Origin of the sequence: Leucobacter alluvii, assembly GCF_039530485.1 — a bacterium.
Lineage (GTDB): Bacteria > Actinomycetota > Actinomycetes > Actinomycetales > Microbacteriaceae > Leucobacter > Leucobacter alluvii.
The window spans coordinates 607,930-621,466 of record NZ_BAAAOP010000005.1 but is presented as its reverse complement, the minus strand read 5'-3'; the positions used below and the strand labels follow the sequence as shown (position 1 = coordinate 621,466).

The window sequence follows — 13,537 nt, the reverse complement described above, 5'->3', positions numbered from 1 at the left end:
TTCACAGCAAACTCTAGTGTCGCCTGTGTGATGGCACGCATCAATGGCACCCACGTCGACTTCGACACGGCGTCCGAGCAACTCCGGAACGCGCGCCTGCGTGAAGAACTCGTCTCCGAGGAGATCCCGGCGCCGGAGCGCATCGCTCCGAAGTCGATTGCGTTCGCAGCGGGCGTCGCCCGTGGAGCGCGCGGTGGAGCGACGGCGGAGACCGCTCTCGAGTCACCCTATGGCGCCGGCCGGATCGTGCTCATGCACGACGAATCAGCCGTCGACGAGTGGGGTGGTCCCTTCCGGATCGTGTGCTTCGCCCAGGCACCTCTCGAGCTCGAGATCGGCGTCGATCCGTTCATCTCCGATGTGGCCTGGTCGTGGTTGGTCGACGCGCTGGACTCGCGCGGCGCTCGATACGTCTACTTGTCCGGCACCGCGACGAAGACCCTGTCGAGCAGCTTCGGCGCACTCGAGGCGCGCGGTGACTCCGCGCAGATCGAACTGCGAGCCTCATGGACTCCGACGGGTTCGGATTTCGGCGTCCATGCGGAGGCGTGGTCGGAGCTCGTCTGCCTGCTGGCGGGACTGCCCCACGCTGAGGGAATAGACTCCATCGCGGCACGGCGATCCCGCCAAGCCGCGGAAGGGGTATGAACAGCATGACGATCTCCCAGGCGGAGCTCGACATCGAGTGGACGATGGTCACCGACGCGGAGGGTCTCCTGGCCGCTTCGACGGCGCTCGCGGCGGGGCACGGCCCGGTGGGCGTGGATGCCGAGCGCGCCTCGGGATTCCGCTACGGCGGCGAGGCGTACCTCGTGCAGGTGCACCGCGCTGGCGCCGGCACGTATCTCTTCGATCCGATCGGGATCGAGGATTTCGCCCCGCTGCAGCGAGCGATCGGCGATGCCGAGTGGATCCTGCACGCGGCGTCGCAGGATCTCGCCTGTCTTGCCGCCTTGGGACTGGTGCCGACGCAGCTCTTCGATACCGAACTGGCCGCGCGGCTGCTCGGATTCGAGCGTGTGGGTCTCGGAGCGATCGTCGAACTCCTGCTCGGGATCACACTCGAGAAGGCCCACTCGGCCGCGGACTGGTCGCAGCGTCCGCTTCCTGCCGACTGGCTGGAGTATGCAGCGCTCGACGTCGTCCTGCTGCCGGATCTGCGGAACGCCGTCGCGGCCCAGCTCGAGGCGCAGCAGAAGACGGAGTTCGCCCGCCAAGAATTCGAAGCGACGCGCACCAAGCCGGAGAAGCCGCGCTTGGAAGAACCATGGCGCAAACTCTCCGGCGGGAATTCGCTGAAGACTCCGCGAGCACTCGCTTTGGCGCGAGAGCTCTGGGAGGGCCGTGACGCTCTCGCTCGTGAGCGCGACGTCGCACCCGGGCGCCTGATACCGGACTCCTCCGTGGTCGCAGCAGCGAGCGCGAATCCTCGGTCCAAAGGCGACCTTGCGCGGTTGCGCGACTTCAAGGGCCGGGCGAGCCGCAGCGAGCTCGACCGGTGGTGGGCGGCGATCCTCCGGGGGAAGACCACCGAGAATCTTCCCGGCCAGAAACGTCGGGATCCCGATTCGATTCCGCACCATCGCTTCTGGGCCCAGCGGGATCCCGATGCCGCGGCGCGCTTGGACGCGGTGCGAGCGCGGATCGAGCAGGAATCGGCGGCGAGGAACATCCCGCTCGAGAATCTGCTCACCCCGGATACCCTTCGGCGCCTTGTATGGCGCCCGCCCGTGGATCGTTCGGAGACCGGCGTCGCACTCCGTCTCAAGGAGCTCGGCGCGAGGGACTGGCAGATTGGCATCACTGCACCAATCATTGCCGAAGCTTTTGTAGATCTTCCATAAGCGAATCGCAACTCCCCCGCGAAATCACAGTGCCCTCGGTACGTCCGGTTCCGCGTGACACTCCGTCTCTCTAGTATGGAAACGACGCAGATCACCAATGCTGATGGAGGCGAAGTGGCCGCAATGAGAGAAGTCGTGTTCGTAGACGGTGTCCGCACCCCGTTCGGGCGAGCAGGCGACAAAGGCATATATGCAGGAACGCGTGCAGACGACCTGGCGGTCAAAGCACTCCAGGGGCTCATCGAGCGCAATCCCGAGCTTCCGCTCGATCGCATCGATGACGTGGGCATCGCGGCGACGACGCAGCAGGGCGACCAGGGGCTGACACTCGGTCGCACGGTGTCGATGCTCGCGGGCATCCCCGTGACGGTGCCCGGCTTCGCGCTGGACCGCATGTGCGCCGGCGCACTGACCGTGGCTTCGTTCATGGGCGCAGCGATCGGAGCGGGGCAGTACGACCTCGCGGTCGCCGGAGGCGTCGAGCACATGGGGCGCCACCCGATCGGGCTCGACGCCGACCCGAATCCGCGATTCGTCGCTGAGAAGCTCGTGAGCCCCGATGCGCTGAACATGGGCATCACGGCTGAGCGCTTGCACGATCGCTTCCCGGCCCTCACCAAGGAGCGCTCCGACCGGTTCGGCATGCTGAGCCAGCAGAAGGTGCAGGCCGCCTACGACCGCGGAGACATCCAGGCGGACCTCATTCCGGTCGCCACGCGCTCCGAGTCGGGCTGGGGCCTCGCGACGGAGGATCAGGGGCGCCGCCCTGAGACGACGATGGAGGGTCTGGCCACGCTGAAGACCCCCTTCCGCCCGCATGGCCGCGTGACCGCGGGTAACGCCTCGCCGCTCACCGACGGTGCGACGGTTTCCCTGCTCGCCGGAGGAGACACGGCCAAGCAGCTCGGTCTCTCCGTCAAGATGCGCCTGGTCGGATTCGCATTCGCCGGTGTGGAGCCCGAGGTCATGGGACTCGGACCGGTGCCTTCCACAGAGAAGGCGCTCGCGCGCGCCGGCCTGACCATCGATGACATCGGTCTCTTCGAACTGAACGAGGCGTTCGCGGTGCAGGTGCTGTCGTTCACCGACCACTTCGGCATCGCCGACGACGACCCTCGCGTGAACCCCTGGGGCGGGGCGATCGCGTTCGGGCACCCGCTCGCGGCGTCGGGGGTCAGGCTGATGACGCAGCTCGCCCGCCAGTTCGCGCAGCGACCGGACGTGCGCTACGGCGTCACCGCCATGTGCGTCGGCCTCGGTCAGGGCGGTACCGCCATCTGGGAGAACCCGCATTTCGACGGAAAGAAGGGCAAGTAAGCCATGACCGACTACCGCAGCATCGACTTCTCTCCGCTCATCGCAGCTTCCGACGACGAGGTCGTCACCGAATCCCTCGTGCAAGATGTGCGGCTCCCGTCCGGCGGCACGCTCGCGCTCATCACCCTCGACAACGGGCGCGACCACACCCGCCCGAATACACTTGGGCCCCGGACCCTCCAGGGGCTCGGGAACGTACTCGACGAGCTCCGTCGTCGCGCCGCCGCAGGTGAGATCGCAGCCGTTGCCGTTACCGGAAAGCCGTTCATCTTCGCCGCCGGAGCCGACCTCTCGAAGGTGTCGACCCTCGCGACGGAGGAGAACGCGCGACTCATGGCTCAGTTCGGCCACTTCGTTCTGGGCAAGTTCGGTGAGCTCGGCGTTCCCTCATTCGCATTCGTGAATGGCCTCGCGCTCGGCGGAGCGATGGAGATCGCTCTGCACTGCGATTACCGCACGCTCGACGCTTCGACCGCTGCCCTCGCCTTCCCGGAGGTGTTCCTCGGCATCATTCCCGGCTGGGGTGGCGCGACGATCGTTCCGAACCTCATCGGGATCGAGCAGGCGCTCGAGATCATCGTCTCGAATCCGTTGAAGAACAATCGTATGCTGAAGCCGAAGCAGGCGTTCGAGATGGGACTCTTCGACGCGATGTTCGGCGCCGCGAGCTTCCTGGAGCGTTCTATCGCTTGGGCCGACGGCGTCATCTCGGGGTCCGTGAAGGTGGACCGCAAGCATGTGCCGGGCAAGCTGGAACGGCTCACGAAGTGGCCGGCTGCCATCAAGATCGCTCGCGACACGCTGAAGGCGCGTATCGGCACCACCGCGAAAGCGCCGTATGCAGCCCTCGATCTGCTCAGCGCTGCCAAGGACAATGATCTGGCGCGCGGGTTCGAGCGCGAGGATGAAGCACTCGCCCAGCTCATCTCGGGAGATCAGTTCGCAGCTTCGGTCTACGCCTTCGACCTCGTGCAGAAGCGTGCGAAGCGACCGGCGGGAGCCCCGGATACGCAGCTCGCGAAGCCGGTGCGGAAGGTGGGCGTCATCGGCGCGGGACTGATGGCGAGCCAGTTCGCCCTGCTGTTCGCCCGCAAACTGCGTGTGCCGGTGCTGATCACGGATCTCGATCAGTCGCGCGTGGACAAGGGGCTCGAGTACATTCGCGGTGAAGTCGACAAGATGCTCGACAAGGGTCGGCTCACGGCTGATGACGCGAACCAGATCAAGGACCTCGTGCGCGGCACGACCGACAAGTCGCAGTACGCAGACTGCGACTGGGTCATCGAAGCCGTCTTCGAAGAGCTCGGCGTCAAGCAGCAGGTCTTCTCGGAGATCGAGTCGATCATCTCGGAAACCGCCATCCTCGCGACGAACACCTCCTCGCTCTCGGTGCACGAGATCGGCGAGCGGCTCTCCCACCCCGAACGGCTCGTCGGATTCCACTTCTTCAACCCGGTCGCGGTCATGCCGCTCATCGAGGTGGTGCGCACACCGACAACGAACGACGAGTCTCTCGCGACGGCGATGGTCATCGCGAAGAAACTCGGCAAGAGTGCGGTCATCACCGCCGATCGCCCCGGCTTCGTCGTGAATCGTCTCCTTGCGAAAGTCATGGGCGAAGCAGCGCGCGCCCTCGACGCTGGCACCCCACTTCCGGTCGTCGAACGTGCGTTCGCTCCCATCGGGCTGCCGATGGGGCCGTTCGAGCTCATCGACCTCGTCGGTTGGAAGGTCGCCGCCCACGTGCAAGACACCATGGTGGCCGCGTTCCCCGACCGCTTCTACGCCTCCGAGAACCTGCACCGGCTCGCTGAGGTGGAAGAGCCCCTCGTCAAGTCGAAGCTGGGGAAGGTCGAAGATCTCTCCAAGTCGGGCAAGAAAGTCGTGACGCTCGGCAAGACAGCAGTGAGCGAGGAGGAGATCCTCCGTCGGGTCGAAGACGAGCTCGCGGGTGAGATCAAGATCATGCTCGATGAAGGCGTCGTCGCCGCGGCGGAAGACATCGATCTGTGCCTGATTCTCGGCGCCGGTTGGCCTTTCCAGGCGGGCGGTGCGACACCGTATCTCGACCGCTCGGGCGCGAGTGAGCGCGCCTTCGGTGGGACGTTCCACGATCCTCGGATCGCGGGAGCTCGCTAAGGCCGACGGGACGGCGAAGCGGGGCGGGTGGGAGTCGATCCCACCCGCCCCGCTTCACCGTTCAGCGCCCGTCGGGCATCGGCATCGGCGACGTACTCGCCCGACCCTCTCAGCTCACAGGGCGATCGCTGGCTGCAGGGCGAGCGATCGGTACGCGATCGCCGCGCACCTGCTCGGCCACGGCAGCGGCGATCTGGTCTGCAGTGAGGCCAGCGTCGGCCAGCAACTCCGCACGGGAGGCGTGACCCGGGAACGCGTCGGGTGTGCCGAGTTCGCTCACCGCGGTGTCGACGCCCGCATCGCGGAGCGCTTGGCGAATGCGAGTACCGACGCCGCCGACGCGAATACCGTCTTCGATCGTGATCACCAGGCGGTGCTGCTCCGCGAGCTCGACGAGTGACCCGGAGACGGGCACGACCCAGCGTGGATCGATCACGGTGGAAGAAATGCCGTCGCGCTCCAGTTGTTCAGCCGCAGCAAGCGCAATGGAAGCCATGGGCCCCACCGCGACGAAGAGCACATCCCGGTACTCCCGTCGCGCGATCTCCGTCTCGCGGAGTACCTCGACACCGTCGTGCAGACGACGCAGCGCGGGGATGTCGTCGCCGATCGCACCCTTGGGGTAACGCAGCACTGTCGGGCCGTCGTCGATCGCGACCGCTTCGCCCAGTTCCTCCGACAGCGATTGCGCGTCGCGCGGTGCGGCGATCCTGATGCCGGGGACCACCTGCAAGGTGGCGAGGTCCCAGACGCCGTTGTGGCTCGCGCCGTCCGGGCCCGTGATTCCGGCTCGGTCGAGCACGAAGGTCACGCCAGCCCGGTGCAGTGCCACATCCATGAGGAGCTGGTCGAACGCACGGTTCATGAAGGTCGCGTAGACGGCCACCACCGGGTGCAGACCACCGTATGCGAGGCCAGCAGCACTCGCCACTGCGTGCTGCTCTGCGATACCGACATCGATCACACGGCCGGGTAGCCGTGATGCGAGCAGGTCGAGTCCGGTCGGCACGAGCATCGCCGCGGTGATACCGATGATGCGATCATCTGCCTCCGCGAGATCGACGATGCGCTCCCTGAACACCGATGTCCAGCTCCGGCCACCCACCACTTCCACGGGTTCGCCGCTTCCGGGATCGATCTGGCCGATCGCGTGGAACTGGTCAGCGATGTCGTTCTCGGCTGGTGCGTAACCGCGACCCTTCTCGGTGATGACGTGCACGAGGGTCGGGCGTCCGTAGCCCTTCGCCTGGCGCAGCACCTCCTCCACGGCGTGGAGATCGTGGCCGTCGACCGGTCCGAGATATTTGATGTCGAGATTCGAGTAGAGGTCTTGGTTATCGGAAGCGCGGCTGACGAATCCGCGCATCGCTCCCCGCGCCGCACGATAGACGGTGCGGCCCGGCGTCCCGAGACGGGAGAACAGCTTCTCGCTGCCCTCCTGCAGATCGCGATAGGCGTCCTTCGAACGCACGGAGTTCAAGAACCGGGCCATGCCGCCGATCGTCGGGGCGTACGACCGTCCGTTGTCGTTCACGACGAGCACGAGGTTGCGGTCATTGTCGTCGGTGATGTTGTTCAGCGCTTCCCAGGTCATCCCGCCCGTGAGCGCACCGTCGCCGACGACGGCGACGACGTGGCGATGCTGTTGCGAGGGGTCCGTCTCGGCGCGACGCGCGAACGCTCGGGAGATACCATCGGCCCAGCTCAGTGAACTCGAGGCGTGCGAGCTCTCCACGATGTCGTGCTCCGACTCTGCACGCTGCGGGTAGCCGGCGAGCCCGCCGCGACTGCGCAGACCTGAGAAGTCCCGTCGACCCGTGAGCAGCTTGTGCACGTAGCTCTGATGGCCAGTATCGAAGACGATCGGGTCTCTCGGCGAGCGGAAGACGCGATGGAGCGCGATCGTGAGTTCGACGACCCCCAGGTTGGGTCCGAGGTGCCCTCCAGTGCGCGACACCGCGGCGATCAGGAACTCACGGATCTCCGCGGCGAGCAACTCGCACTCCTCGAGCGTCAGCGCGTCGAGATCACGCGGTTCTCGGATTCGATCCAGGATCGCCACCCGCCGACCTCCGTTCCGCCCGACCGGGAGGGTCAGAGCATCCCCTCAGTCTACTCGGGGCCGCCATCCGAACTGCCGCCGCACAGGCCTCTGCGTCCGGGCGCTGGTCGCGCACGGACGCAGAGGCGTGATCCCGAACTAGACGAGCGAACGAAGCACGTACTGCAGGATGCCTCCGTTGCGGTAGTAATCCGCTTCACCCGGGGTGTCGATGCGAACGACCGCGTCGAAACGCACCGAGGTGCCGTCTTCGCGCGTCGCCGTGACGGAGACCGTTCGCGGAGTCACGCCCTCGTTGAGCGCCGTGATGCCCGAGATGTCGAAGGTCTCGGTGCCGTCGAGTGCGAGGCTCTCCGCGTTCTCCCCCTCCGGGAACTGCAGCGGCAGCACGCCCATTCCGATGAGATTGGAGCGGTGAATGCGCTCGAAGCTCTCGGTGATGACGGCCTTCACGCCCAGGAGGCTGGTGCCCTTCGCTGCCCAGTCGCGAGACGAGCCCGATCCGTACTCCTTGCCGCCCAGCACCACCAGCGGAATACCAGCTGACTGGTAGTTCTGCGATGCATCGTAGATGTACGACTTCGGGGCGCCTTCCAGCGTGAAGTCGCGCGTGAAGCCGCCTTCGACGCCGGCGCCGTTGTTCTCGCTGGCGAGCAGCTGGTTGCGCAGGCGGATGTTCGCGAAGGTTCCACGAATCATCACCTCGTGGTTGCCGCGCCTCGACCCGTAGGTGTTGAAGTCCTTCGGAGAGATGCCGTTCTCGACGAGGTATCGGCCCGCAGGGGTTTCGGCACGGAAGCTGCCGGCAGGGCTGATGTGGTCGGTGGTGACCGAGTCGCCGAGCTTGGCGAGGACCCGAGCCCCCGAGATATCCGTGACCGGCGTCGGCTCGAGCTGCATACCGTCGAAGTACGGTGCCTTCCGCACGTACGTCGACTTCTCGTCCCAGGCGAAGGTGTTGCCGTCAGGGGTCGGCAGCGACGTCCAGTGCTCATCACCGTCGAACACCGTCGCGTACTTCTCGAGGAACATGCCCGAGTCGATCGACTCGTCGGCGATCTTCTGCACCTCGACCGGGTCGGGCCAGATGTCGCGCAGGAACACATCGTTTCCGGCCTCGTCCTGGCCGAGCGCGTCGGTGTCGAAGTCGAAATCCATCGTGCCGGCGAGTGAATACGCGATGACGAGCGGCGGGCTCGCGAGGTAGTTCATCTTGATGTCGGGGTTGATGCGCCCCTCGAAGTTGCGGTTGCCCGAGAGCACTGCCGTCACAGCGAGATCGTGCTCGTTGACCGCGTCGGAGATCTCCTGGTTCAGCGGACCGGAGTTGCCGATGCACGTGACGCAGCCGTATCCGACTGTGTAGAAGCCGAGCTTCTCGAGATCGTGGTTGAGGCCGGACTTCTCGTAGTAGTCGGTGACGACCTTGGATCCCGGCGCCAGCGTGGTCTTCACCCACGGCTTCGCGCGAAGCCCGCGCGCGGCGGCATTTCGCGCGAGGACGCCGGCCGCGAGCATCACGGACGGGTTAGAGGTGTTCGTGCACGACGTGATCGACGCGAGCGTCACCGCGCCGTGATCGATCTCGAACTCGCGCCCCTGCTCGTCCTTCACCTTCGCCGGGTTCGCTGCTTGTGCGTAGTTCTTCAGGTCGGTTTCGAACTGCGACTTCGAGTTCGTCAGCTCGATGCGATCCTGCGGTCGCTTCGGGCCTGCGATGGACGAAACGACGGTGCTGAGATCGAGCTCGAGGTACTCGCTGAACTCAGGCTCGCGAGACGGATCGTGCCACATGCCCTGCGCCTGCGTGTACGTCTTGACGAGCTCGATCTGATCCTCGGGCCGCCCCGTGAGTCGCATGTAGTCGAGCGTGACATCGTCGACGGGGAACATCGCGGCCGTCGAGCCGAACTCCGGGCTCATGTTGCCGATGGTCGCGCGATTCGCGAGCGGCACGGACCCGACGCCTTCGCCGTAGAACTCCACGAACTTGCCGACGACGCCGTGCTTGCGCAGCATCTGAGTGATGGTGAGCACCACGTCAGTCGCGGTGACGCCCGCAGGGATCTGACCGGAGAGCTTGAACCCGACGACGCGCGGGATGAGCATCGAGATCGGCTGGCCGAGCATCGCGGCCTCGGCCTCGATGCCGCCGACGCCCCAGCCGAGAACGCCGAGGCCGTTCTCCATCGTGGTGTGCGAGTCGGTCCCGACGCAGGTGTCGGGGTAGGCGAACAGCTCGCCATCGATCTCGCGAGTGAAGGTCACTCGCGCGAGGTACTCGATGTTGACCTGGTGCACGATGCCGGTGCCGGGCGGAACGACCTTGAACTCATCGAAGGCGCCCTGACCCCAGCGGAGGAACTGGTAGCGCTCGCCGTTGCGCTGGTACTCGATCTCGACGTTGCGGGCCGCGGCGTCAGCCGTGCCGTACACGTCGGAGATCACGGAGTGATCGATCACCATCTCGGCGGGAGCCAGCGGGTTGATCTGGTCGGGCCTGCCGCCCAGATCGACGACCGCCTCGCGCATCGTGGCGAGGTCGACGACGCAGGGCACACCCGTGAAGTCCTGCATGATGACGCGAGCCGGGGAGAACTGGATCTCGGTGTCGGGCTGCGCTGCAGGATCCCAGTTGCCGAGCGCCTCGATGTGCGCGCGCGTGACGTTGGCGCCGTCTTCCGTGCGGAGGAGGTTCTCCAGCAGTACTTTCAGGCTGTACGGCAGCCGCTCATGACCGGGGACCTGGTCGATTCGGTAGATCCCGTATTCCTTCTCGCCGACGGCGAGGGTGCTCTTCGCTTCGAAGCTGTTGACGGCTCCCATTGAGCTCCTCCAATGTGTCTCGATGTCAAGATAATTCTACACCCGAGTCGGCCGTGGAGGATGTCAGGTGAGCGGGGTGTTTTGCCCAGTGCTCGCGCCAGTTTCGCCAGTGGGTTCATCTGATGATCGCGTCAGCTTGCTGAGCACCATCCAGGTGAAGACGACCACGAGTGCGAACAGCGGCACCCCCATCACGAGCCGAGCGATTCCGAGGGCGTCGGTCGCGGCGATGCCCTCGGGCTCGCGCGCTGCGAAGTAGAGAGGCACCTGGACGGCGAGGCGCGCGATGAAGAGTCCGCTCCACAGCAGGGTGAGCCACATCGCCACCCGCTTCAGGGTGCGGTCGCGGCGCCATCCGGTGAGGTCGCCCCGAAGCGCTCCGAGGGCGACGCCGACGAGCGGCCATCCGACCGCCATCGAGATGAGCAAGCCCGCCGACCACGCGATGTTCGTAATGAACCCCGGAACGTAGTAGTCGGCGCCCCGGCCCGTGAGAAGCGTCGCCACGACAGCGATCGCGACGCCGGCGGCGCCGGAGAAGACGGAGACGAGAGGCTCGCGCCGGACGAGGCGCACGACGACCGCGACGAGCGCGAGAGCGGCTGGGGCGATCGCTGAGACTCGCGCATCCCGGGTGAAGGTGAAGATGACGAGGAAGAGCAGACCGGGTACGAGCGTCTCCGCGACGCCACGCCAGCCGCCGATCGCGTCAAGCACACCTCGACCCGAGAGCGACTCCCCTGACATGCCGGCACGCACGGTGCGGCCGAGTGCACCTCCGAATGCCGACGATTCGGCCGCACCAGCGCCTCCGGCATCGGGCTCCGATGCCGGAAGCGTCAGCGGTGTTCGATGATCGGCCCCGGAGCCGTCGAACCGCTCCTCCGCAGAGCCGCGCCCGGTGTCGTTCACACCGGGAGCGTTCCGGCGGGAGGCGCCTGTCGCTGGCCCTGGACGCCCGCGGGAACCTTCAGCTGCAGCAGCTCGCTCGGCGGCATCGGCTGTTCGCCTCGCACGACGACGAGTTCGCGGAACAGCTCGATCACGCGTTCGCGCGCCTCGGCATCGAGTGCCGCCTTGCCCATGATCACTCCGCGAAGCATCCACCTCGGCCCATCGACCGCGACGAAACGGGCGACGCGCGTTCCCCCTTGATCTCCAGGGGCGGGGGTCTGGACGAGGAGCTCCGGACCGAGCACCCCGTGTTCCTCGGAAACAGTGCCGCCCTGCGACGTCATCTGCTGAGTCAGTTCCGCTCGCACCGGACCCCAGAGCCCCGTCTTCTTCGGAGCGGCGAATGCCTGCACCTGCAGCAGTGATTCCGCGTACTCGAGCGACACCGCGATCACACGATTCGCACGTTCGTCCACCTCGAGCCGCAGTTGCAGACCTTCGCGCGGAGCGACCTTGATGCCGCCGAGGTCGACGTAGGGACGCATCGCCGGAACCTCTGCTGCGTCGAATGGGCCCGCGGTATCGCGGTCGGAGGGCGCTGACTTCGCATCGTCGACGACGTCCGCCGTCCGTTCGCTCAATTCGACTTCGTCAGCCGAGCCCTGCTCTGGCGTCTGCGATTCGCTCATAGTTGCTACTCCTTGATCTAGACCGCGGGGGTCGAACTCGTTCGGCGGCCATCCGCCTCGGATGCGCGCGGTGCATCGCTCACGCCGGTGGACCCGAAGCCTGCAACGCCGCGCTCGCTCAACGGCAGTTCAGCGACCGGCACGAATACCGCGCGGGTCACGGGCATCACGATCAGCTGGGCGATTCGATCACCCTCGGCGACGGCGAAGCGCTCCGACCGATCGGTGTTCAGCAGCGTCACCTTGATCTCGCCCCGGTACCCGGCATCGACCGTTCCGGGCGAGTTCACAACGGTGATGCCGTGCTTCGCCGCCAAACCGCTCCGTGGGACCACGAACGCGGCGTATCCATCGGGAAGGGCGATCGACACGCCCGTGCCAATGAGGGCGCGCTCCCCCGGTCCGAGTTCGACGGCCTCAGCCGCGCGCAAGTCAGCGCCCGCATCGTTGGCGTGGGCGTAGTGCGGCGGAAGATCCGCCACGATCGGTACTTCAACCACATCAGTCACCAGCTCAGGCTAGCGGATTCCTCCGTGCATGCGTACAGGCGAGCAGTCGCGGAGCACTCTCCGAAGTGGGCCGCGGGATAATGGAGGGTATGACCCGAGACCCCATCACCGTCACGCCCACCACGACGTATCGGGAGCGGCTCCTTCCTGGCGTGAGCCTCTTCATCGCGCTGGTGCTGGTGATACCCGCGGTGGCGCTGGTGCTCACCCCGATCAACGCGCAATGGGCGATCCCGACGGGCGTCGCCGTGTACGTGATCCTGGCAGTGACATTCCTGCTCCTGAGCCCGTCGATCACCGTGGAGAATGGCCGATTGGTCGCAGGACGCGCCGAGATCCCGGTCGCGCTCCTCGGCGACATCGAGTTGCTGGGCGCCGAACGGTTGAAGGCCGCCATCGGCCCGGGCAGCGACGCGCGGAACTACCTGCTGCTGCGCGGATGGATCCATCGGGGCGTGCGGATCGCCAACGTCGACCCGGCCGATCCCGCTCCGCACTGGATCCTCACGAGCCGCCACCCGCAAAAACTCGCAGACGCGATCACTGCCGCCCGCGCGGAGTGAGTCGCCGCGGCCTCCGCCCGCTGCAATACGACCGGCCGCCCCTCCTCGACGGAAGGGCGGCCGTTCTCGCGCCGCGGATCCGCGGCTCAGTTGGAGCATTCTGACGCGGTGGCGTCAGCCGCGAATGCCTGAATCGCGATGCGATTCAGTTGGAGCATTCTGACGCGGTGGCGTCAGCCGCGAATGCCTGAATCGCGATGCGATTCAGTTGGAGCATTCACGGCACACCGGGCCGAGGTCGGTCTCGTGGTCGATCTGCGAGCGGTGGCGCACCAGGAAGCAGCTCACGCACGTGAACTCGTCGTCCTGCTGCGGAAGCACGATGACGTCGAGTTCGACGTCGGAGAGGTCATTCCCACCGAGGTCGAAACTCGGGTTGTCAGCGTCATCGGAGTCGAGGCCCGACGCGCCCTTTGCCGGCCCGCGCTCCTTCAACGCCTCGATCGACTCGGCGTCTTCTTCAGTCTTGCGCGGGGCGTCGTAATCCGTGGCCATTCTCTCCTGCGTTCCCGGGCCGGTATGTCGGCACCTTATCCTTCGAGCGGCCATAGTCTGCCGCACGATGCACTTCTCGCGCAAACCCTTGCTCCGAAAGTTCTCTGAGCGCGAAGTTTCGACCTCTCCCGTTTCGCCACGCGCCGCATCAATCCCCGCAAGAGGCCGTTCCGTGTGACACTCTGGGTCGCGACTCACG

The 13,537-nt window shown here is 66.2% G+C and carries 11 protein-coding genes; 5 read left to right on the top strand and 6 right to left on the bottom strand.

Translation table 11 applies throughout. The annotated features are described in order from the left end of the window. The first annotated feature begins 30 nt into the window (after positions 1-30). The 4 genes from ABFX18_RS07405 to ABFX18_RS07390 all read left to right on the top strand — a co-directional run bounded on the left by ABFX18_RS07405 (position 31) and on the right by ABFX18_RS07390 (position 5,300). Positions 31-648, top strand: coding sequence for a DUF3000 domain-containing protein (locus tag ABFX18_RS07405; RefSeq protein ID WP_346057885.1), 618 nt, complete (start codon positions 31-33; stop codon positions 646-648). Between the two features lie 5 nt (positions 649-653). Then, the gene (locus tag ABFX18_RS07400; protein WP_346057884.1) at positions 654-1,844 is read left to right on the top strand and encodes a ribonuclease D; all 1,191 of its coding nucleotides are present in this window, start codon (positions 654-656) and stop codon (positions 1,842-1,844) included. A 75-nt stretch (positions 1,845-1,919) separates the two neighbouring features. Then, positions 1,920-3,161 (top strand): thiolase family protein, encoded by a 1,242-nt coding sequence (locus tag ABFX18_RS07395; RefSeq protein WP_234037039.1) that lies wholly within the window; start codon positions 1,920-1,922, stop codon positions 3,159-3,161. 3 nt (positions 3,162-3,164) lie between these two features. Then, positions 3,165-5,300, top strand: a complete 2,136-nt coding sequence (locus ABFX18_RS07390; RefSeq protein WP_211648364.1) for a 3-hydroxyacyl-CoA dehydrogenase NAD-binding domain-containing protein — start codon at positions 3,165-3,167, stop codon at positions 5,298-5,300. Positions 5,301-5,409: 109 nt separating this feature from the next. Here ABFX18_RS07390 and dxs read toward each other — a convergent pair whose 3' ends face one another. The 5 genes from dxs to dut all read right to left on the bottom strand — a co-directional run bounded on the left by dxs (position 5,410) and on the right by dut (position 12,280). Beyond that, positions 5,410-7,362, bottom strand: a complete 1,953-nt coding sequence (dxs, locus tag ABFX18_RS07385; RefSeq protein WP_200328899.1) for a 1-deoxy-D-xylulose-5-phosphate synthase — start codon at positions 7,360-7,362, stop codon at positions 5,410-5,412. Positions 7,363-7,500: 138 nt separating this feature from the next. After that, positions 7,501-10,188 (bottom strand): aconitate hydratase AcnA, encoded by a 2,688-nt coding sequence (acnA, locus tag ABFX18_RS07380; protein ID WP_346057883.1) that lies wholly within the window; start codon positions 10,186-10,188, stop codon positions 7,501-7,503. A gap of 63 nt (positions 10,189-10,251) precedes the next feature. Continuing rightward, complete coding sequence (locus ABFX18_RS07375; RefSeq protein WP_346057882.1) at positions 10,252-11,100, bottom strand: DUF3159 domain-containing protein; 849 nt, start codon at positions 11,098-11,100, stop codon at positions 10,252-10,254. Continuing rightward, complete coding sequence (locus ABFX18_RS07370; protein WP_346057881.1) at positions 11,097-11,771, bottom strand: DUF3710 domain-containing protein; 675 nt, start codon at positions 11,769-11,771, stop codon at positions 11,097-11,099. The genes ABFX18_RS07375 and ABFX18_RS07370 overlap by 4 nt, the downstream gene beginning before the upstream one ends. A gap of 17 nt (positions 11,772-11,788) precedes the next feature. After that, positions 11,789-12,280, bottom strand: coding sequence for a dUTP diphosphatase (gene dut, locus ABFX18_RS07365; protein ID WP_346057880.1), 492 nt, complete (start codon positions 12,278-12,280; stop codon positions 11,789-11,791). An 89-nt stretch (positions 12,281-12,369) separates the two neighbouring features. Here dut and ABFX18_RS07360 point away from each other — a divergent pair, with 89 nt between their 5' ends. Beyond that, positions 12,370-12,843, top strand: a complete 474-nt coding sequence (locus tag ABFX18_RS07360; RefSeq protein WP_346057879.1) for a DUF3093 domain-containing protein — start codon at positions 12,370-12,372, stop codon at positions 12,841-12,843. A 204-nt stretch (positions 12,844-13,047) separates the two neighbouring features. Here the strand turns inward: ABFX18_RS07360 and ABFX18_RS07355 are convergent, their stop codons facing one another. Further along, positions 13,048-13,338 (bottom strand): DUF4193 domain-containing protein, encoded by a 291-nt coding sequence (locus ABFX18_RS07355; protein WP_090148821.1) that lies wholly within the window; start codon positions 13,336-13,338, stop codon positions 13,048-13,050. Positions 13,339-13,537 lie beyond the last annotated feature (199 nt).